Source organism: Micromonospora solifontis (assembly GCF_003725545.1).
GTDB lineage: Bacteria > Actinomycetota > Actinomycetes > Mycobacteriales > Micromonosporaceae > Micromonospora > Micromonospora solifontis.
The window spans coordinates 48,264-67,305 of record NZ_RJLN01000029.1 but is presented as its reverse complement, the minus strand read 5'-3'; the positions used below and the strand labels follow the sequence as shown (position 1 = coordinate 67,305).

Sequence of the window (19,042 nt, the reverse complement as noted above, 5' to 3'; positions counted from 1 at the left end):
CGCCCGGCAGCGGCGGCAGCAGGGCCACGGTCGGCGCCGGGTGCGCGCCGCCGGCCGGGTCCGCCCAGCGGACCACCGTCCCGTCGGCGTACGTCTGGATCACCTCGAAGGTGAGCCGGTCGGTGGCCGGCATCGGGCCCATGCCCAGCGACAGCCGGGCGGGGCCGGTCGCGCCGGGCATCCGGATCCAGGTCACCGCCTCGGTCACCTGGTCCAGCTCGGGGGCGTGGATGCCGGCCACCGGCTGGTCCAGGGGCCGGGTGGTGATGCTCGGGGCCCAGTCGGGCACCGACAGCGGGTACACCTCGCCGATCGGCGCGTCCGCCGGCATCCGCAGCTCGATCCGGGTGGTCCGGCTGCCGGCGCGCTCCTCGGGCAGCACCACGGCCAGCTCGATCGCGTCGCCCTGGTGCACCTGGGCCGGCGAGGTGGTCACCGTCACCTCGGCCGCGCTCGCGACGCCCGGCCGGGCCGCCGCCCCCACCGCGACGGCCAGCACCGCCATCGCCCACCACCGGCCCCGACGGGTCATCCTCATGGTCGCCCCCATCCGTCTCGACGCGGGCCGGCACCGGCTCCGGCCATACCCGGTAGTTCGGACCGGAGCGCGGAATGGTTCAACGCGGGACGGAATCCGCCAGGGCCACCGATCGGGACGACGCCGCGTCGCCGACGGTGCGGAACGGGCGACCGATAGCATCGCAGGAGCCGGTAACCGGCACCCTCCGATACCCATCGACGACAGGAGTCACCGTGTCCGCACCCCGTACCCCCGTCGTGGCCGACCCCGTCGTCGTCGCCGCCGGGACGACGGCGGCCGACGCGGTGGCCGCGGCCGGCCTGCCGATGACCGGCCCGAAGGCGATCGTGGTCGTCCGCGACCCGCTCGGCCAGCTGCGCGACCTGGACTGGAAGCCGGCCGAGGAGACCACGGTCGAGCCGGTCTCCATCGACTCCCCGGACGGGCTCAACGTGCTGCGCCACTCGACCGCGCACGTGCTCGCCCAGGCGGTGCAGGACGTCTTCCCCGACGCCAAGCTCGGCATCGGTCCGCCCATCGACAACGGCTTCTACTACGACTTCCAGGTCGACAAGCCGTTCCAGCCCGACGACCTGGCGAAGCTCGAGAAGCGGATGCAGGAGATCGTCAAGTCCGGCCAGCGGTTCCGCCGGCGCCGCTTCACCAGCCTGGACGAGGCGAAGACCGAGCTGGCCGCCGAGCCGTTCAAGCTGGAGCTGATCGACGTCAAGGGGGAGGGGCTGGACTCCTCCGAGGTGATGGAGGTGGGCGGCGGCGAGCTGACCATCTACGACAACCTCGCCGCCAACGAGGACAAGGTCTGCTGGTCGGACCTGTGCCGGGGCCCGCACCTGCCGAACACCCGGCTGATCGGCGCGTTCAAGCTGATGCGGTCGGCCGCCGCGTACTGGCGGGGTTCGGAGAAGAACCCGCAGCTGCAGCGGGTGTACGGCACCGCGTGGCCGACCCGGGACGAGCTCAAGGCGTACCTGAAGCTGCTGGAGGAGGCCGCCCGGCGCGACCACCGCAAGCTCGGCGCGGACCTCGACCTGTTCAGCTTCCCCGACGAGATCGGCTCCGGCCTGGCCGTCTTCCACCCCAAGGGCGGCGTGATCAAGCGGGTGATGGAGGACTACGTCCGCGCCCGCCACATCGAGGAGGGTTTCCAGTACGTCGGGACCCCGCACATCTCGAAGGAAGGGCTCTTCCACACCTCGGGCCACCTGCCCTACTACGCCGACGGCATGTACCCGCCCATGGAGCTCGAGGGCGCGGACTACTACCTCAAGGCGATGAACTGCCCGATGCACAACCTGATCTACCGGTCGCGCGGGCGGTCCTACCGTCAGCTGCCGATGCGGCTCTTCGAGTTCGGCTCGGTCTACCGGTACGAGAAGTCCGGCGTCGTGCACGGCCTGACCCGGGTGCGCGGCCTGACCCAGGACGACTCGCACTCCTACTGCACCCGGGAGCAGGCGCCGGCCGAGATCAAGCACCTGCTCGGGTTCGTGCTCAGCCTGCTGAAGGACTTCGGCATCGACGACTTCTACCTGGAGCTGTCGACTCGCGACGAGAACAAGCTGGACAAGTTCGTCGGCTCCGACGAGGACTGGGCGACGGCGACCGCGGTGCTGGAGCAGTGCGCCCGGGAGACCGGCCTGGACCTGGTGCCCGATCCGGGTGGCGCGGCCTTCTACGGCCCGAAGATCTCCGTGCAGGCCAAGGACGCGATCGGCCGCACCTGGCAGTTGTCGACCATCCAGTACGACTTCAACCAGCCGAAGGGTTTCGGGCTGGAGTACCAGGCGGCGGACGGCACCCGGCAGCAGCCTGTCATGATCCACTGCGCGAAGTTCGGCTCGATCGAGCGGTTCATCGGCGTGCTCACCGAGCACTACGCGGGCGCGTTCCCGGCCTGGCTCGCCCCGGTGCAGGTGGTCGGCATCCCGATCCGCGACGACCACGCCGACTACCTCCAGGAGTTCGTCGGCACGCTGACCCGGCAGGGGATCCGGGCCGAGGTCGACTTCGGCGACGACCGGATGCAGAAGAAGATCCGCAACGCCCAGCAGCAGAAGATCCCGTTCATGGTGATCGCCGGTGACGACGACGTGGCCGCCGGGACCGTCTCGTTCCGCTACCGGGACGGGTCGCAGCGCAACGGCGTGCCGATCGCCGAGGCGGTGGCCCACGTCGTCGACGTGGTGACCTCCCGGACCAACGCGGGCCCGTCGGCCGAGGGCTGAGCGGACGACCCTTCGACATGGCGGCGTTCCGGGCGACCGGACGCCGCCATGTGGCGTCGTCGCCCGGGCCTGCGCCGGCGCGCCCCGAGGGCGCTGTCGGGCGCCTGTCGAGCTGACGTCGTGGACTCGCCGGGTGCCGGGTGCCGGGTGCCGGGTGCCAAGCGGCGGGCCGGCGCGGCGGGCGGGCCGGGGCGGCGGGCGGGACGCCGTCCGGCAGGCATTGACCTGCCTCGCTGCCTCGGGCTAGCCTGCGGGGAAAGCCCTTTCCCGCAGGTGGAGGTCAGCATGCGACGCAGGACGTTGTTGGGTGCGGGCGCGGCGGCCCTGCTGGCGGCCCCGGCCACCGCCAGCTCGGCCCGGGCCGCCGCCCCGGCCCGGGCCGGCCGGTCGCTGACCGTGGCCGCCGACGGCAGCGGCGACGTCACCACCGTCCAGGCCGCGATCGACGCCGTGCCGCCGGGCAACCCCGAGCCGTTCCTGATCCGGATCCGACCGGGACCTACCTCGGCCCGGTGGTCGTCCCCGCCGACCGGCCGAACGTCGTGCTGCGCGGGCTCGGCGAATGCCCGGCCGACGTGCTCATCGCCGACGACCGGGCCAACGGCACGCCGAAGCCCGGCGGCGGCACCTGGGGCACCTCCGGCAGCGCCTCGGTCACCGTCTCCGGCGCCGGGTTCACCGCCCGCAACCTCACCTTCGCCAACCTCTTCGATGAGGCCGCCCACCCCGAGATCACCAACCGGCAGGCGGTCGCCGTGCTCACCCGCGCCGACCGGCTGGTCTTCGAACACGTCCGATTCCTCGGCAACCAGGACACCCTCTACCTCAACACCCCCGATGTCGCCACGGCGAGCCGCGCGTACCTGCGGAACTGCCTGATCGAGGGGGACGTCGACGTCATCTTCGGTCGCGGCACCGCCGTCCTCGACCGCTGCGAGCTGCGGTCGCTCACTCGCGGTTCCACCACCAACAACGGGTACGTCACGGCGGCCAGCACCGACCGGGCCGTCCCGTACGGCTTCCTGGTCAGCCGCAGCCGGCTGACCGGTACGGCCGAGCCCGGCACCGTCTCGCTCGGCCGCCCCTGGCACCCGGGCAACGACCCGGCCGCCGCGCCGTCGACCGTGATCCGCGAGTCCTGGCTCGGGGCGCACGTCCGTCCCGGAACGCCGTGGAGCGACTTCGGCACCTGGCCCTGGCGCGACGCCCGGTACGCCGAGTACGCCAACGTCGGCCCGGGCGCCGGCGCCGGCCCCGACCGGCCCCAGCTGACCGCCGACGAGGCGGCCCGGCTCACCCGGCGCGCCTGGCTGGCCGGTGCGGACGGGTGGGATCCGGTGCGGTGACCGTAGGATCTGCGGTGTGACTGGGGCGGATCGACACTTCGAGGACGGCACGGACAACGGCCTGGCGGACGGGCTGGAACGGCTCTGGACGCCGCACCGGATGACCTACATCTCCGGCGAGGACCGCCCCGAGGGCGGCTACGAGAAGCCCACCGGTTGTCCGTTCTGCCGCGCCCCCGGCCTGCCGCCGGACGAGAGCCTGATCGTCGCCCGGGGCGAGCACGTCTTCGCGGTGCTCAACCTCTACCCGTACAACCCGGGCCACCTGCTGGTCTGCCCGTACCGGCACGTCGCCGACTACACCGAGCTGGACGCCCCGGAGACCGCCGAGCTGGCCGCGTTCACCAAGGACGCCATGCGGGTGGTCCGCCGGGTCTCCAACGCGCACGGCTTCAACCTGGGCCTGAACCAGGGCGGCGTGGCCGGCGCCGGCATCGCCGCCCACCTGCACCAGCACGTGGTGCCGCGCTGGGGCGGCGACGCCAACTTCATGCCGGTGATCGGCCGGACCAAGGTGCTGCCGCAGTTGCTCGCCGACACCCGGGACCTGTTCGCCAAGGCCTGGCCGGCCTGACCCCGACCAACCCCGCGCCCGAGCCGGGACGGGTCAGCGCCGACCTCGGAACCGGGCGAGACGCCGCCGGGCGGTGACGGCCGTCCGTCGGGCCGCGTCGGCGCGGTCGGTCGCGAGCTGCGCCCGGACCGCGAGCAGCCGCAGCCGCCGCGCCACCATGCGGTCCCCGTGTCGGGCGATCCACAGGCAGACGGCGGCCAACGGCAGCTCCACCAGCGCCGCGGAGAGCACCGACACGACCAGGTCCGGCCCGGCCGGGGTGGTGACGACGTCGAACCAGGCGTCCACCGCGAGCAGGGTCGCGGTGGCGGTGGCCGCCACCACCACCCGCCGGTCCCCCCGGTACGCCCGCCAGGCCGTCAGCGCCAGCAACGCCACCAGGCCCAGGTCGAAGCCGACCCAGGCGGCCCGGTAGTGCACGGCCACCGCGTGCCGGGGCAGGGTCAGCGCCAGGTAACCGATCCAGGGCAGGGTCAGCAGGGCCAGCACGACGAACGTCGGCGCCACCCAGCGGGGCGCCGGCCGTACCTCGGTGGCCCGGTGGACCTCGTCCGCCGTGACGCCCATGCCCACCTCCGGGCGCGGAATGCCTCGCCGCCAAGATCCCGAAACCTCGGCGGCCCCCTTTCGACAGTACGATCCGCCACATGGCTCTGCTGCACCGCGCGGAACTGCGCCCCTCGAAGCTCGACCTGCTCGCCGCCTGGCTGCCCACCCGGCCCTGGTTCACCGGTGCCGCCGGTGCGGAGGCCGTCCGGGTCGCCGGGTACCGGTTCGACGACCCGGACGGCGAGGTGGGCATCGAGACGATGCTCGTCCGGATGGGCGACGGTCCGGTCCTGCAGGCCCCGTTGACCTATCGGGGCGCGCCGCTCGCCGGCGCCGAAGGCTGGCTCGTCGGCACCACCGAGCACTCCGTGCTGGGCCGGCGCTGGGTGTACGACGCCGTCGGCGACCCGGTCTACCAGGCGGCGCTGGCCGCCGCGGTCCTCGCCGGGGCGGGGCAGGCCGAGGAGTACTTCGAGGTCGACGGCCGGCGGGAGGTGCGTCCGCCGAGCATGACGGTGACGCCGGGCCGCAGCGACCAGGCCCCGGTGCTCGGCGTACCCGGGACGGTGGTCGACGGCGATCCCACGCTGATCCGGGCCGGAGCGGCCACGCTCGCCCTGGTACGGCGGCCGGCCGCCGACGCGGCGTCCGGCCCCGCGCGGCTCACCGGCGCCTGGGCCGGGCAGCCCGAGCCGGTGGTCCTCGCGTACGCCGTGACGGGCTGAGCACCACCCGTGCCCGCGCCGTCGGCGGGCGGTGACGATCCCGCCCGTCCCGGACCGGAAGGTGGCAGGATGCGGCGATGGCAGTGAGCACGCGGACGCTGGGCCGCAGCGGCATCGAGGTCAGTGCCCTCGGCATGGGGTGCTGGGCGATCGGCGGCCCGTGGGCGGAGGGCTCCCGACCGCTGGGGTGGGGCGCGGTCGACGACGCGGAGTCGATCCGGGCCGTCCGTCGCGCGCTCGACCTCGGGGTGACCCTCTTCGACACCGCCGACACGTACGGGGCCGGGCACGGCGAACGGATCCTCGGCCGGGCGCTCGCCGGCCGCCGCGACGAGGCGGTGATCGCCACCAAGTGGGGCTACACCTTCGACGAGGCGTCCCGGCAGGCCACCGGGGAGGACGCCTCGCCCGGGTACCTGCGGCGGGCGGTCACCGACTCGCTGCGCCGGCTGGACACCGACCGGATCGACCTCTACCAGCTGCACCTCGGGGACCTGCCGACGCCGCGCGCCGAGGCGCTGATCGACACCCTGGAGGACCTGGTCGCCGACGGGCTCGTCCGGGCGTACGGCTGGAGCACCGACCGGGCCGACCGGGCCGGCGCGTTCGCCCAGGTCGCCCCCCGGGCCACGGCCGTGCAGCACGGCCTGTCGGTGCTCCGCGACGCGCCGGCCATGCTGGCCGTCTGCGAGAAGCACGACCTGGCCAGCGTCGCCCGGGGGCCGCTCGGGATGGGGCTGCTCACCGGCAAGTACACGGCCGACACCACGCTGCCCCGCGACGACATCCGCGGCACCGCGCCGACCTGGCTGGAGTGGTTCCGCAGCGGCCGCCCGGCACCCGAGTGGCTGCGCCGGGTGGCGGCCGTGCGGAGCGCGCTGACCGCCGACGGCCGCACCCTCGTCCAGGGCGCACTCGGCTGGATCTGGGCGCGCAGCGGCCGCACCGTGCCGATCCCGGGGGCGCGGACCGTCGCCCAGGTGGAGGAGAACGCGGCCGCCCTGCACCGGGGACCACTCGCCGCCGACCAGTTCGCCGAGGTGGAACGCCAGCTCGCCGCCCTGCGGTCGGCCGCCCTCCGGGACGCCGACCGCCCGCACTGGCCGATGCCACCCATCCCCGCCGCCCGCCCCTGACACCCTCGCCCCTTCCGCGCCTCCCGCGCCTCCCGCACCGCGCCGCGCCGCGCTGGCCCGCGCCGTGCCGTGCCGGCCCGCGCCGTGCCGGCCCGCGCCGCTCGCCCCGCGCCGTGGGCGCGCCGCCGCGCTCCAAGATCCGCCCTAATTCACGCAAATAGTGGCCTCTCGCTCTGCGGAGACCACTATTTCCGTGAATTAGGCCCCAAGCGGCGGGGGCGCCACGGTGGTGCGGGGGCGGGATAGGTCAGGGGCGGGTGGCGGCTTCCTTGCGGATCTGCTCGGCGAGGTGGGCGGGCATCGGCTCGTAGCGGGCGAACTCGCGCCGGAAGGTGCCGGTGCCGGCGGTCATCGAGCGCAGCTCCACCGCGTACCGGAGCAGCTCGGTCGCGGGCACCTCGGCCCGGACCAGGGTGCGCCCCTCGGCGGCGGGGTCGGGCTCGGTGCCGAGCACCCGGCCGCGCCGGCCGGAGAGGTCGCCCATCACCGCGCCCACGGACGCGTCGGGCACCCGGATGGTCACCTCGTCGACGGGTTCCAGCAGCGCCGGCTGGCCCTTCTCGGCGGCGTCGCGCAGCGCCAGCGCGCCGGCGGTCTGGAACGCCGCGTCGGAGGAGTCGACGCTGTGCGCCTTGCCGTCGAAGAGGGTCACCCGCAGGTCCACCACCGGGCAGCCGGCGACCAGACCGCGTTCCATCTGGGCCCGGACGCCCTTCTCCACGGACGGGATGTAGTTGTGCGGGACCGCCCCGCCGACCACCTTGTCCACGAATTCGAAGCCGACCCCGCGCGGCAGCGGCTCCACCTCGATGTCGCAGACCGCGTACTGGCCGTGCCCGCCGGACTGCTTCACGTGCCGGCCGTGCCCCTTGGCGGCGGCGGTGAACGTCTCGCGCAGCGCGACCCGGACCGGCTCGGTCTCCAGCTCGACGCCGCCGGCCCGCAGCCGGTCCAGCACCACGTCGGCGTGCGCCTCGCCCATGCACCAGAGCACCAGCTGGTGGGTCTCGGCGTTGCGGTCCAGCCGCAGCGTCGGGTCGCCGGCGACCAGCCGGGCCAGGTTGCGGGCCAGGGCGTCCTCGTCGGCCCGGCTCTTCGCCACGATGGCCACCGGCAGCAGCGGCTCCGGCATCTCCCACGGGGCGACGAGCAGCGGCTCGTCCTTGGCGGAGATGGTGTCACCGGTCTCCGCGCTGCCCGACTTGGTGATCGCGCAGATATCCCCGGCCACCGCGGCGGACACCTCGCGCAGCGTCGCGCCGAGCGGGCTGTAGATGTGGCCGACCCGCTCGTCGGCGTCGTGGTCGGGGTGGCCGCGCTCGGCCATGCCGTGCCCGGAGACGTGGATCTGCTGGTCGGGGCGGAGCGTGCCGGAGAAGACCCGGACCAGGGAGACCCGGCCGACGTGCCGGTCCACGGTCGTCTTGACCACCTCGGCGACCAGCGGGCCGTCCGGGTCGCAGGCCAGCGGGGGCCGGGGCGAGCCGTCCACGCCGGTGACCGCCGGCAACTCGTGCTCCGGTGGCGACGGGAACGCCGCCACCAGGCCGTCGAGCAGCGCGTCCAGGCCGACCCCGGTCTCCGCGCAGACCGGCACCACCGGGTAGAAGTGGCCGCGGGCGACGGCCTTCTCCAGGTCGGTGAGGAGCACCTCGGTGTCGATCTCCTCGCCACCGAGGTAGCGGTCCATCAGGGTTTCGTCCTCGCTCTCCGCGATGATCCCCTCGATGAGCTCGTCGCGGGCCTCCTGGATGGCCGGCAGGTGCTCGGGGTCCGGTTCGCGGACGGCCGGCGGCAGGCCCTCGGAGTAGTCGAAGACGCGCCGGGTGATCAGCCCCATCAGGCCGGCGACGGACTCGCCGTCGTCGCCGAGCATCGGCAGGTAGAGCGGGAGCACGTTGTCGCCGAAGACCCGCTGGCAGAGCGCGACGGCCTCGTCGAAGTCGGCGCGCGGGTGGTCCAGCCGGGACACCGCGACGGCCCGCGGCATGTCCACCGCGGCGCACTCCTCCCAGAGGGCGGCGGTGGCCGCGTCCATGCCGTCGACGGCGGAGACCACGAACAGCGCCGCGTCGGCCGCGCGCAGCCCGGCGCGCAGCTCGCCGACGAAGTCGCCGTATCCGGGGGTGTCCAGGAGGTTGACCTTGACGTCGCGGTGCAGCAGCGGGGCGCAGGCCAGGGCGACCGAGCGCTGCTGGCGTACGGCGGCGGGATCGTGGTCGCACACGGTGGTGCCGTCGGTGACGCTGCCGGCCCGGCCGATCGTGCCGCTGGCCGCGAGCAGCGCCTCGACCAGGGTGGTCTTGCCCGCGCCGGAGTGCCCGACGAGCACCACGTTGCGAACCCTGCCGGGTTCGGTCACCACCGGCGCGCCGCCGGTGACACCCTTCTCCTGATTTTTCTGCGCCATGGCGGCGCACCTCCCTCAGCCGGTGTGGTGGTGGCGACCGCCGCGCGCGACGGGGAAGCGGCCCGGGCGGGTGCCGCGGCGATATCCTCCGGTGGTCTCCTGGACGACGGGTACGCGGACCGGTGTTCCGGTGAACTGGCTCACCTCCCACACTCGATCTCACACCCGTGACCGAGTCGACACAAGAGCGGCTGGCGGGTCGGGACGACCGGCTGTGTCCCCGGCCGCTGCCGGCCGTTATCGTGGGACCGCCATGGCGAAGATCTTCCAAGTGACGGCCCGCGCGGGCATGACCCGCGTCGTGGAGCCGGTCGCGCGCGGGCTGCTCCGCGCGGGCGTGTCCCCCAACGCGGTCACCGTGACCGGCACCCTCGGCGTGCTGGTCGGCGCGCTCGGCTTCGGCGCCCGCGGCGAGCTGGTCGCCGGGGCGCTGATCGTCACGGTTTTCGCGCTCACCGATCTGCTCGACGGGACGATGGCCCGGATGAGCGGCGGCGCCACGAAGTTCGGGGCGTTCCTCGACTCGAGCATGGACCGGATCGCCGACAGCGCCGTCTTCGGCGCGGTCGCGTACTGGCTGGCCACCCAGCACCACTACTCGGGGGTGGCCGCCGCGCTGCTCTGCCTGGCGGCGGGCGGGCTGGTCTCCTACGTCAAGGCCCGCGCCGAGGGTCTCGGCATGACCTGCAACGTGGGCATCGCCGAGCGCACCGAGCGGCTGCTGATCGTCGGTGTGGGCGGCCTGCTCACCGGCCTCGGCCTGGACCTCGCGCTGCCGATCGCGCTCTGGCTGCTCGCCGCCGTGTCGATCTTCACGGTGGGGCAGCGGATGGCCCACGTGTACCGGCAGGCGCAGCTGGTCGGCCGGGAGTGAACCTCACCGAGGCGGGCTACGTCGCCGGCTGGCGGCTGGTCCGTGCGCTGCCCCGGCCGGTGGTCGCCGCCGCCTTCCGGGTGGGCGCGGACCGCGCCCACCGGCGGGGCGGCGGGGGTACGGCCCGGCTGCGCGCCAACCTGCGCCGGGTGGTCGGCCCGCAGGTGTCCGAGGCGGAGCTTGACGACCTGGTGAAGCGCGGCCTGCGCTCGTACGCCCGGTACTGGATGGAGGCGTTCCGGCTGCCCGCACTGAGCCGTCGGGAGATCCTCGCCGGGTTCCGCCTCGACCCGGACGGGGTGGAGAAGCTGGCGGCCGACGTGGCGACGGGCCGGGGCGCGGTGGTCGCGCTGCCGCACGCCGGCAACTGGGACGCCGCCGGCGCCTGGGTGGCCGCGACCGGCTGGCCGCTCACCACGGTCGCCGAGCGGCTCAAGCCGGAGGGCGTCTACGAGCGGTTCCTCGCCTTCCGGCAGAGCCTCGGCATGGAGATCCTGCCCACCCACGGCGGCGACCGTCCCGCGTTCGACGTGCTGGTCGACCGGCTGCGGGCGGGTGCCGTGGTGCCGCTGCTCGCCGACCGGGATCTCTCCGCCCGGGGCGTCGAGGTGGAGTTCTTCGGCGGCCGCACCCGGATGCCGGCCGGTCCGGCGCTGCTGGCCATCCGGACCGGAGCCCCGCTCTACGTCGCCTCGATGTGGTACGAGCCGGACGCCGCCTGCGCCGCCCTGGAGGGCCCGGTGGCCCTGCCGGATCCGGACAGCGCGCCGCTGGACGACCGGGTCCGGTCGGTGACCCAGCGGATTGCCGACGGTCTGGCGGCGGGTATCGCCCGGCATCCGGAAGACTGGCACATGTTGCAGCGGATGTGGCTGGACCGGCGCGGGACGGACGGCGGCACGGACGCCCCCGCGCCGACGACGACCGGGACGATCTGAGGGAGAGGGCACTGACGTGCGGATCGGCATCGTGTGCCCCTACTCCTTCGACGTGCCGGGCGGCGTGCAGAACCATGTGATGGACCTGGCCGAGGCGTTGCTCGCGGCGGGCCACGAGGTGAGCGTGCTGGCCCCGGCCGACGAGGACGCGGCGCTGCCGCCGTACGTGGTGTCGGCCGGCCGGGCGGTGCCGCTGCCGTACAACGGCTCGGTGGCCCGGATCGCCTTCGGCCCGGTCTCCACCGCCCGGGTGCGGCGCTGGATCACCCGGGGCGAGTTCGACGTGCTGCACGTGCACGAGCCGCTGACCCCCAGCCTGTCGATGCTGGCGGTGCTCTGCGCCCGGGGTCCCGTGGTGGCCACCTTCCACACCGCGATGACCCGCTCCCGGGTGCTCTCCGCGGCGCAGGGGGTGTTGCAGATCCTGCTGGAACGGATCACCGCCCGGATCGCGGTCAGCGCTCTGGCCCGCAAGGTGCAGGTCGAGCACATGGACGGCGGCGCGGTGGAGATCCCGAACGGGGTGGCGGTGGCGAAGTTCGCCGGGGTGGCGCCGCTGCCCGGCTGGCCGGGGGAGTGTGCTCCGGGCACCGGCGGGACGCTGGGCTTCCTCGGCCGGTTCACCGAGCCGCGCAAGGGCTTCCCGATCCTGCGGGACGCCTTCGTCGCGCTCGCCCCGGACCGCCCCGGGCTGCGCCTGCTGGTCGCCGGTCCCGGCGACCCGGAGGACCTGTACGGGCGGTTTCCGGCCGAGCTGCGGGACCGGATCACCTTCCTCGGCATGGTCTCCGAGGCGGACAAACCGCGCATGCTGCGCAGCGTGCACCTCTACGTCGCGCCGAACACCGGCGGCGAGTCCTTCGGGATGATCCTCACCGAGGCCCTCGCCGCCGGCACCACCGTGGTGGCCAGCGACCTGGACGCGTTCCGCCGGGTGCTGGACGGCGGCCGGGCCGGCCGGCTCTTCCCGACCGGGGACGCGGCGGCGCTGCGCACCGCCCTGGCCGAGCTGCTCGACGACGCGGACCGGCGGGCCGAGCTGACCGCCTGCGGCGACCAGGTGGTGGCGAATTTCGACTGGCCCGTGGTTGCCCGCCGGGTTCTGGAGGTATACGCAGCGGCGATCGAGGCCACCGACGGCCGGGTCATGGACCAGGAGTGGGCGGGGCTGGGCTGACCTGCGTGACCGGTGCGGCCGGTGGGACGAGGGGTCGGGGCGGGAGCCGCGCGGATCGGGCGGGAGGAGGAGCAGCACTACGATGCCGGGCATGTGGTGGGTGGTGGGCGCCGTCCTGGTCGTCGGGCTGGTCGCGGCGTACCTGATCTGGACGGCCGGCCGGGTGCAGCGGCTGCAGACCCGGGCGGAGTCGGCGGCCCGGGCGCTCGACGCCCACCTGCTGCGCCGCGCGGCGGCCGCGGCGGTGCTGGCCGAGCGGCGGTACGGCGTGGAGCTGTACGCGGCGGCCCGGATCGCCCTCGACGCCGTCCCGGAGGAGCGGGAGGCGGCCGAGAACGACCTCACCCGGCAGCTGCGCGCCGTCGAGCTGGACCCCGACGACCCCGCCTGCGAGGCGGTGATCGCGGCGAGCCGGCGGCTGGCCCTGGCCCGGCAGGTGCACACCGATCTGGTCCGGGACGCCCGGGCGGCCCGCGGCCGCCCGCTGGTACGGCTGTTGCGGATGGGGCGGGGCCGCGAGTGGCCGCGCTATTTCGACATCGACGATCCCACGCTGAGCGTTCCGGCGGACGTGCCCACCGGCTGACCCGCGCCGCCCGGGCCGGGTGACCCCGGCCACAGAGCAGGCCACCGGGGGTCTGATTGGCTGTCGGACCGGCGTTGACGCCGTCGTAGCCTCGGTTCACAAGCCACCCCACATGTCCAAGGAGCGATGACCCGTGTCCGAATCCACCTCCCCGAACAGCAACGCCACCCCGGTCGTCGGCACCGCCCGCGTCAAGCGGGGCATGGCCGAGATGCTCAAGGGCGGCGTGATCATGGACGTGGTGACCCCCGAGCAGGCCAAGATCGCCGAGGACGCGGGCGCCGTCGCCGTCATGGCGCTGGAGCGGGTCCCGGCCGACATCCGCGCGCAGGGCGGCGTGTCCCGGATGAGCGACCCGGACATGATCGACGGCATCGTCAACGCCGTCTCGATCCCGGTGATGGCCAAGGTCCGGATCGGCCACTTCGTCGAGGCGCAGATCCTGCAGTCCCTCGGCGTCGACTACATCGACGAGTCCGAGGTGCTCACCCCGGCCGACTACGCCAACCACATCGACAAGTGGGCCTTCACCGTCCCCTTCGTCTGCGGCGCGACCAACCTGGGCGAGGCGCTGCGCCGGATCACCGAGGGCGCGGCCATGATCCGCTCGAAGGGTGAGGCCGGCACCGGCGACGTCTCCAACGCCACCACCCACATGCGCAAGATCCGCCAGGAGATCCGCCGGCTCCAGTCGCTGCCGGCCGACGAGCTGTTCGTCGCCGCCAAGGAGCTGCAGGCGCCGTACGAGCTGGTCAAGGAGGTCGCGGAGAGCGGCAAGCTGCCGGTCGTGCTGTTCACCGCGGGCGGCATCGCCACCCCGGCCGACGCGGCCATGATGATGCAGCTCGGCGCCGAGGGGGTCTTCGTCGGCTCGGGCATCTTCAAGTCGGGCAACCCGGCCCAGCGCGCCGCCGCGATCGTGAAGGCCACCACCTTCCACGACGACCCGGACGTGCTGGCCAAGGTCTCCCGCGGCCTCGGCGAGGCGATGGTCGGCATCAACGTCGACGACATCCCGGTCCCGCACCGCCTGGCCGACCGCGGCTGGTGACGTGAAGGAGGGGCCCCCTGTTAACGCCTCCGGTAGAGCAGGGGCCCCTTCCCAACACCTGAGAGGAGCGATGGTGGGGGCACCCCGCATCGGCGTGCTCGCCCTGCAGGGCGACGTACGCGAACACGTCGCCGCCCTGGCCGCGGCCGGCGCGGACGCCCGTCCGGTGCGTCGGCCGGCGGAGCTGGACGCGGTCGACGGGCTGGTCATTCCGGGCGGCGAGTCGACCACGATCAGCAAGCTCGCCGACATCTTCGAGATGCGCGAGCCGATCGACAAGCGGATCGCCGCCGGGATGCCCGTCTACGGTTCCTGCGCCGGCATGATCATGCTGGCCGCCGAGGTCCTCGACGGCCGTCCCGACCAGCGCGGATTCCAGGGCATCGGAATGACCGTGCGGCGCAACGCGTTCGGTCGACAGGTCGACTCGTTCGAGGCGCCGGTGCGGCTCGACGGGGTCGACGGCGGTCCGTTCCACGCCGTATTCATTCGCGCGCCCTGGGTCGAGCGGGTGGACGACGGGGTGGAGGTGCTCGGCCGGGTCACCGACGGGCCGGCCGCGGATCGGATCGTGGCGGTCCGGCAGGGCAACCTGCTGGCCACCTCGTTCCACCCGGAGCTGACCGGCGACCCGCGGCTGCACCGCTACTTCGTGGACCTCGTCCGGGCCGCCTGAGGCCGCCCCGACGGCGTCCCAGCCACCCCGAGCGGTGCCGTGTGTGACACCGACCGGGCCGACCTCGGTAGGATTGCCGCGGTTCGGCAGGGCTCACCGCCCGCCGCCGCCCCCCATCCGACCGCACGTCGGTCCCGGTGTGGCGCGGGCGCGGACAGTCGACGCAGGCGTGAGTCAACAGACGGAGGTATGAGATGTCCGGCCACTCAAAGTGGGCGACCACCAAGCACAAGAAGGCCGTCATCGACGCCAAGCGCGGCAAGATGTTCGCCAAGCTGATCAAGAACGTCGAGGTGGCGGCCCGGACCGGCGGCGGCGACCCGGCCGGCAACCCGACCCTCTACGACGCCATCCAGAAGGCGAAGAAGAACTCCGTCCCGAACGACAACATCGACCGCGCGGTCAAGCGGGGCTCCGGCCTGGAGGCCGGCGGCGCCGACTACCAGACGATCATGTACGAGGGCTACGGCCCGAACGGCGTCGCCCTGCTCATCGAGTGCCTGACGGACAACCGCAACCGCGCCGCCACCGAGGTACGCACCGCGCTGACCCGCAACGGCGGCTCGTTCGCCGACGCCGGTTCGGTGTCGTACATGTTCTCCCGCAAGGGCGTGGTGATCGTGCCCAAGGCCGGCACCAGCGAGGACGACGTGATGATGGCGGTCCTGGACGCCGGCGCCGAGGAGGTCAACGACCTCGGCGAGGCGTTCGAGGTGGTCTCCGAGCCGACCGATCTCATCGCGGTGCGCACCGCGCTGCAGGACGCCGGCATCGAGTACGAGTCGGCCGAGTCCTCCCTGATCCCCAGCGTCAACGTGCCGCTGGACGAGGAGGGCGCGCGCAAGATCTTCAAGCTGATCGACGTCCTCGAGGACTGCGACGACGTGCAGAACGTGTACGCCAACTTCGACGTCTCCGACGAGGTGATGGCCGCGGTCGGCTGACCGCGACCGGCGGGCGGCTCGGGCCGGGCGAGACGATCGTCCGGCCCGGGCCGCCCACCGTGCCCCATCGGTCCGCCCCGCCCCGTGCCGGGCGGACCGGGGGACCGGGGGACCGGGCCAGGGTCAGCCCGCGAGCCGGGACCCCTCGCCCGGTGAATCGAAGCGCCGCGCGACCGCGTCGAAGGCCGCCTTGCGGCGGACCGAGCCGTCGGGCAGCACCGCGACCAGGCCGTAGCCGGCGGTGTCCAGGTCCAGCTCCGGCTCCGGCCGGTGGGGGTAGCTGAACGCCGCGTAGGTGTAGACGAAGGCGCCCTCGACCCCGGCCCGGTCGGCGAGGTCCAGCAGCCGGCCGAGCTCCACCGCCTGTGCCTGCTCGTCCCGGACCACCGGCTCGCGCAGCCGCGGTGGGTCGGCGGCACGGTCGACCACCGTCCAGGCCAGCGCCCCCCGCGTCTCGGCGCCCGCGTACGTGGCGCAGCCCAGCTCGGTCAGCACCACGGGCCGGCCGTGCCGCTGCCGCCGCCCGATCGCCGCCGCCCAGGCCTCCGGTGACTCCCCGCCGCGGTAGTGGTCCACCCCCACTTGGTCGAACGGGCGCCAGTCAACGCTCTCGAAGCCCAGCGCGGCGTACGTGATCGGGCCGTGGAACCGCGCCCGCGCGGTGCTGGCGGCACGGCGCAGGTGCCGGTTGAGGGCGTACGGGAAGGGCCCGTGCCGCAGCGTGCTCCACAGCAGCCGGCGCGGGCTGGTCATGGTCGCCATCCGGTCGGCGGCGGTGGCCCCGGCGACGATGCCGCGCAGGAAGAGGGTGGCCTCCCAGCCGACCACCAGCACCACCTCGGCGCCCTGCGCGCGCAGCCGTTCGGCGTCGTCGGCGCAGGCGGCGAGCTGCTCCCGGGCCGCGCGGGGGGTGGCGTCGGGCAGGGCGGGGGAGAGCCACACCGCGAGGCCCGCGTCGGCGGCGGCCTCGGCGGCCAGCCGCAGCCGGCCCAGGTCCTGCCCGACCAGGCGGACCGCGGTGGCGTGCAGTTCGGTGGCGATCGTCCGGAGGTCGGCGCGGACCCGGTCCGGGTCGAACGCCGGCCGGGACGGCCGGCCGGGCAGCAGCTCCACGCCGGTGTCGTAGACGACGCCCCGGATCCGCATCGCCACCCCTTTCTGATACGCCGTATCAATTCCGATACACTGTATCTCGTGGGTGTGGTCTGGGAACGCCCGGAGCCGTCCCGCCGGCACCGGCCGGCGCTGGACCGCGCGATGATCGTGGCCGCGGCCGGCGCCCTCGCCGACGCCGGCGGCCTCGACGCGGTGACCCTGCGCGGCGTCGCCGCCCGGCTCGACGTCCTGCCGATGCGCCTGTACCGGCACCTCGACTCCTGGGACGACCTGCTGGACCTGCTGGCCGACGCGGCCTGCGGCGAGATCGAACTGCCCGACCCGCCCTCGGGCGACTGGCGGGACCGGCTGCGGGCGCTCGCCGCCGCCACCGTCGCCGTCGCGCGCCGCCACCCCTGGTACGTGCCGCTGCTCGGCAGCCGTCCCCCGTACGGGCCGAACGGGCTGGCGTACCAGGAGTGGCTCTTCGCCGCCCTGGACCGGCCGGGCCTGGCGCCGGACACGCTGATGCACGCCGCGAACGCCTTCCTCGGCTACCTGGTCGGCCAGCTGCACCTGGAGCTGCTGCGGGTGCCGGCCGGCGCGACCGCCCACGTGCCGCCCGAGGAGCAGCTGCGCTACCTCGCCCGGGCCGTCGGCGACGGGCGCCATCCGGCGCTGGCCCGGCTCTTCGCGCAGGGGCGCCAGCTGGACGCGGTGGAGGCGTTCGACGCCGGCCTGGAGATCGTGCTCGACGGCATCGCCGGGAAACTCGGGTGACCAGCCGCGGCGCGCGGCGGGCCGCCGCGACTGCGGGGTGAGCCCGGCGCCCCCGGGTGCGCCGGGCTCACGCCGGGCTCAGCCGGCCTGCCGCCGGGCCTTGACGGCGCTGTCGACGAGGTCCCAGACGGTGATCGCGACGGTGACCACCACCGCGATCCGGGCCACGTCCTGCGCGCCGCCCTCGCGCAGCCAGTCGAACCGCTGCACCAGCTGGGGGTTGAGCAGCCGGTCGGTGAGCAGCAGCCAGGCGACCGGCACGGCGAACGCCAGGTCCAGTACGGCGTTGACCGCGACCAGCGGCCACGTCCACCGGCCGGCCCGGTACTTGGCGATCTCCAGACCGACGGTGGCGACGAGCACCGCGATCAGGAACGGCAGCCAGAAGCTCCACAGTGCCGGGTCGAGCATCGGCAGCCGGGAGCCGTCGCCGGACATCCAGGGCTGGAAGTGCTGCCACGACAGAAACGCGGCCGCGCACAGCAGGAACGCTATCGACCCGCAGCTGTCGACCAGGGTGACCTGCCGCTCCTTCGGCGCCTCGGGCAGCTGGTCGACGCTCCACGCGGGCAGCTTCGGCTCCGGGTTCACGCGTTCGGCCACCGCGAAGACGGCGGTGATCCAGAACGCGGTCTGCACCGTCGCCTGCAGTGCCCCGACGATCCCGGCGCCGATCGCGGCGCCCGGCTCACCGCCGACGGTCGCCTTGGCCACGCCGGCCACCACGCCCGCGACGGCCGGGACGAAGGTGAGCAGCATACGGAGCACCCGCCACCAGACCAGGTAGTAGCGCGGGCCGATGAGCTGGAGCGGTCGGTCGGCGTACCGGGCGGCGAGCTGCTCGGGGTTGCCCAGCTCGGTGAGCACCTCCCGCTCGGCCGTGGCCCGGTCCTGCCCGCCGGCGGTCCGATCGTCGATCATGTCCGCGATGGATCCGCGCAGCTCCTCGTCGAGCTCGGCCCGGCGCTGCGCCGGCACGGCCCGCAGCGTGGCGGCGAGGTAGCGGTCGGTCAGGGTGCTCATCGGCCCACTCCTTCGATCAGCCCGGCGACGGAGTCCTGCACCGCGGCCAGGTCGTCGAGGAGGCGGCGCAGTACCCCCTCCCCGTCGGCGCTGGTGCGGTAGAACTTGCGCGGCCGGCTCTCCTCGGTGTTCCACTCGCTGGTCAGCAGCCCCTGCTCCTCCAGCCGCCGGAGCAGGGGATAGAGCGTGTTCGCGTCGACCGGGAAGCCGTGCGCGCCCAGCCGTTGCAGCAGCGCGTAGCCGTAGTCGGGCTGACGCAGCGCGACCAGGCTGGCCACCACCACGGTGCCCCGCCGCAGCTCCTGGAGATGGGTCCGGAGGACCTCCTCGCTCACCATGTCTCACACCATACCGTGTGTCACACACTATTGGCCAACGTTACAGCGTTGCGT

Annotated in this window: 19 protein-coding genes; 13 read left to right on the top strand and 6 right to left on the bottom strand. The window is 74.1% G+C overall.

The annotated features are described in order from the left end of the window. Positions 1-538: DUF1775 domain-containing protein (locus EFE23_RS12940; RefSeq protein WP_123241162.1), on the bottom strand; the 538-nt coding region annotated here is incomplete at its 3' end. Between the two features lie 215 nt (positions 539-753). Here EFE23_RS12940 and thrS point away from each other — a divergent pair. The 3 genes from thrS (at position 754) to EFE23_RS12925 (ending at position 4,686) form a co-directional block, all read left to right on the top strand. Further along, positions 754-2,766, top strand: coding sequence for a threonine--tRNA ligase (thrS, locus tag EFE23_RS12935; RefSeq protein ID WP_123241156.1), 2,013 nt, complete (start codon positions 754-756; stop codon positions 2,764-2,766). Positions 2,767-3,278: 512 nt separating this feature from the next. Continuing rightward, the gene (locus tag EFE23_RS12930; RefSeq protein WP_233600959.1) at positions 3,279-4,112 is read left to right on the top strand and encodes a pectinesterase family protein; all 834 of its coding nucleotides are present in this window, start codon (positions 3,279-3,281) and stop codon (positions 4,110-4,112) included. A 16-nt stretch (positions 4,113-4,128) separates the two neighbouring features. Continuing rightward, positions 4,129-4,686: an HIT family protein gene (locus EFE23_RS12925; protein WP_373684010.1), complete on the top strand. Its 558-nt coding sequence runs from the start codon at positions 4,129-4,131 to the stop codon at positions 4,684-4,686. A 33-nt stretch (positions 4,687-4,719) separates the two neighbouring features. Here the strand turns inward: EFE23_RS12925 and EFE23_RS28485 are convergent, their stop codons facing one another. Then, on the bottom strand, positions 4,720-5,253 hold the full coding sequence (locus EFE23_RS28485) for a hypothetical protein (RefSeq protein ID WP_199737047.1): 534 nt from the start codon (positions 5,251-5,253) through the stop codon (positions 4,720-4,722). 80 nt (positions 5,254-5,333) lie between these two features. Between EFE23_RS28485 and EFE23_RS12915 the strand changes: the two genes are divergently transcribed. Together EFE23_RS12915 and EFE23_RS12910 are read left to right on the top strand one after the other, a co-directional pair. Continuing rightward, a complete protein-coding gene (locus EFE23_RS12915; RefSeq protein WP_123241155.1) occupies positions 5,334-5,960 on the top strand; it encodes a CG0192-related protein in 627 nt (208 codons plus the stop codon). Positions 5,961-6,037: 77 nt separating this feature from the next. Next, entirely contained in the window at positions 6,038-7,096 is a 1,059-nt protein-coding gene (locus tag EFE23_RS12910) for an aldo/keto reductase (protein ID WP_123241154.1), read from the top strand. Positions 7,097-7,343: 247 nt separating this feature from the next. On the opposite strand, the gene EFE23_RS12905 is transcribed toward EFE23_RS12910, so the two are convergent. After that, positions 7,344-9,506 carry an elongation factor G-like protein EF-G2 gene (locus EFE23_RS12905; protein WP_123241153.1) on the bottom strand — a complete coding sequence of 721 codons (2,163 nt, stop codon included), beginning with the start codon at positions 9,504-9,506 and terminating at the stop codon, positions 7,344-7,346. Positions 9,507-9,759: 253 nt separating this feature from the next. Between EFE23_RS12905 and pgsA the strand changes: the two genes are divergently transcribed. The 7 genes from pgsA to EFE23_RS12870 all read left to right on the top strand — a co-directional run bounded on the left by pgsA (position 9,760) and on the right by EFE23_RS12870 (position 15,752). Further along, positions 9,760-10,380 carry a phosphatidylinositol phosphate synthase gene (gene pgsA / locus EFE23_RS12900; RefSeq protein ID WP_123241152.1) on the top strand — a complete coding sequence of 207 codons (621 nt, stop codon included), beginning with the start codon at positions 9,760-9,762 and terminating at the stop codon, positions 10,378-10,380. Continuing rightward, positions 10,377-11,318 (top strand): phosphatidylinositol mannoside acyltransferase, encoded by a 942-nt coding sequence (locus EFE23_RS12895; RefSeq protein WP_123241151.1) that lies wholly within the window; start codon positions 10,377-10,379, stop codon positions 11,316-11,318. The genes pgsA and EFE23_RS12895 overlap by 4 nt, the downstream gene beginning before the upstream one ends. Before the next feature lie 16 nt (positions 11,319-11,334). Continuing rightward, complete coding sequence (locus EFE23_RS12890) at positions 11,335-12,495, top strand: glycosyltransferase family 4 protein (RefSeq protein ID WP_123241150.1); 1,161 nt, start codon at positions 11,335-11,337, stop codon at positions 12,493-12,495. A gap of 82 nt (positions 12,496-12,577) precedes the next feature. Next, positions 12,578-13,081, top strand: a complete 504-nt coding sequence (locus EFE23_RS12885) for a hypothetical protein (RefSeq protein ID WP_123241149.1) — start codon at positions 12,578-12,580, stop codon at positions 13,079-13,081. Between the two features lie 133 nt (positions 13,082-13,214). After that, positions 13,215-14,132, top strand: coding sequence for a pyridoxal 5'-phosphate synthase lyase subunit PdxS (pdxS, locus tag EFE23_RS12880; protein ID WP_123241148.1), 918 nt, complete (start codon positions 13,215-13,217; stop codon positions 14,130-14,132). 73 nt (positions 14,133-14,205) lie between these two features. Next, a complete protein-coding gene (gene pdxT, locus EFE23_RS12875; protein WP_123241160.1) occupies positions 14,206-14,808 on the top strand; it encodes a pyridoxal 5'-phosphate synthase glutaminase subunit PdxT in 603 nt (200 codons plus the stop codon). Between the two features lie 194 nt (positions 14,809-15,002). After that, positions 15,003-15,752 carry a YebC/PmpR family DNA-binding transcriptional regulator gene (locus EFE23_RS12870; RefSeq protein ID WP_123241147.1) on the top strand — a complete coding sequence of 250 codons (750 nt, stop codon included), beginning with the start codon at positions 15,003-15,005 and terminating at the stop codon, positions 15,750-15,752. Between the two features lie 123 nt (positions 15,753-15,875). Here the strand turns inward: EFE23_RS12870 and EFE23_RS28155 are convergent, their stop codons facing one another. Beyond that, positions 15,876-16,904, bottom strand: coding sequence for a glycoside hydrolase family 113 protein (locus EFE23_RS28155; RefSeq protein ID WP_158675852.1), 1,029 nt, complete (start codon positions 16,902-16,904; stop codon positions 15,876-15,878). 42 nt (positions 16,905-16,946) lie between these two features. Here EFE23_RS28155 and EFE23_RS12860 point away from each other — a divergent pair, with 42 nt between their 5' ends. After that, positions 16,947-17,627, top strand: a complete 681-nt coding sequence (locus EFE23_RS12860) for a TetR/AcrR family transcriptional regulator C-terminal domain-containing protein (RefSeq protein WP_199737046.1) — start codon at positions 16,947-16,949, stop codon at positions 17,625-17,627. Positions 17,628-17,705: 78 nt separating this feature from the next. Here EFE23_RS12860 and EFE23_RS12855 read toward each other — a convergent pair whose 3' ends face one another. Further along, complete coding sequence (locus tag EFE23_RS12855; protein ID WP_123241146.1) at positions 17,706-18,650, bottom strand: permease prefix domain 1-containing protein; 945 nt, start codon at positions 18,648-18,650, stop codon at positions 17,706-17,708. Continuing rightward, the gene (locus EFE23_RS12850) at positions 18,647-18,988 is read right to left on the bottom strand and encodes a PadR family transcriptional regulator (protein ID WP_123241145.1); all 342 of its coding nucleotides are present in this window, start codon (positions 18,986-18,988) and stop codon (positions 18,647-18,649) included. The genes EFE23_RS12855 and EFE23_RS12850 overlap by 4 nt, the downstream gene beginning before the upstream one ends. Positions 18,989-19,042: the final 54 nt, after the last annotated feature.

Bases quoted from the DNA above. Each gene is read 5' to 3' on its own strand.
- EFE23_RS12870 (WP_123241147.1), top strand. From the start codon at position 15,003: ATGTCCGGCCACTCAAAGTGGGCGACCACCAAGCACAAGAAGGCCGTC.
- EFE23_RS12850 (WP_123241145.1), bottom strand. From the start codon at position 18,988: ATGGTGAGCGAGGAGGTCCTCCGGACCCATCTCCAGGAGCTGCGGCGG.
- EFE23_RS12885 (WP_123241149.1), top strand. From the start codon at position 12,578: ATGCCGGGCATGTGGTGGGTGGTGGGCGCCGTCCTGGTCGTCGGGCTG.
- EFE23_RS12915 (WP_123241155.1), top strand. From the start codon at position 5,334: ATGGCTCTGCTGCACCGCGCGGAACTGCGCCCCTCGAAGCTCGACCTG.
- EFE23_RS12910 (WP_123241154.1), top strand. From the start codon at position 6,038: ATGGCAGTGAGCACGCGGACGCTGGGCCGCAGCGGCATCGAGGTCAGT.
- pgsA (WP_123241152.1), top strand. From the start codon at position 9,760: ATGGCGAAGATCTTCCAAGTGACGGCCCGCGCGGGCATGACCCGCGTC.
- EFE23_RS12905 (WP_123241153.1), bottom strand. From the start codon at position 9,506: ATGGCGCAGAAAAATCAGGAGAAGGGTGTCACCGGCGGCGCGCCGGTG.
- EFE23_RS12855 (WP_123241146.1), bottom strand. From the start codon at position 18,650: ATGAGCACCCTGACCGACCGCTACCTCGCCGCCACGCTGCGGGCCGTG.
- EFE23_RS28485 (WP_199737047.1), bottom strand. From the start codon at position 5,253: ATGGGCGTCACGGCGGACGAGGTCCACCGGGCCACCGAGGTACGGCCG.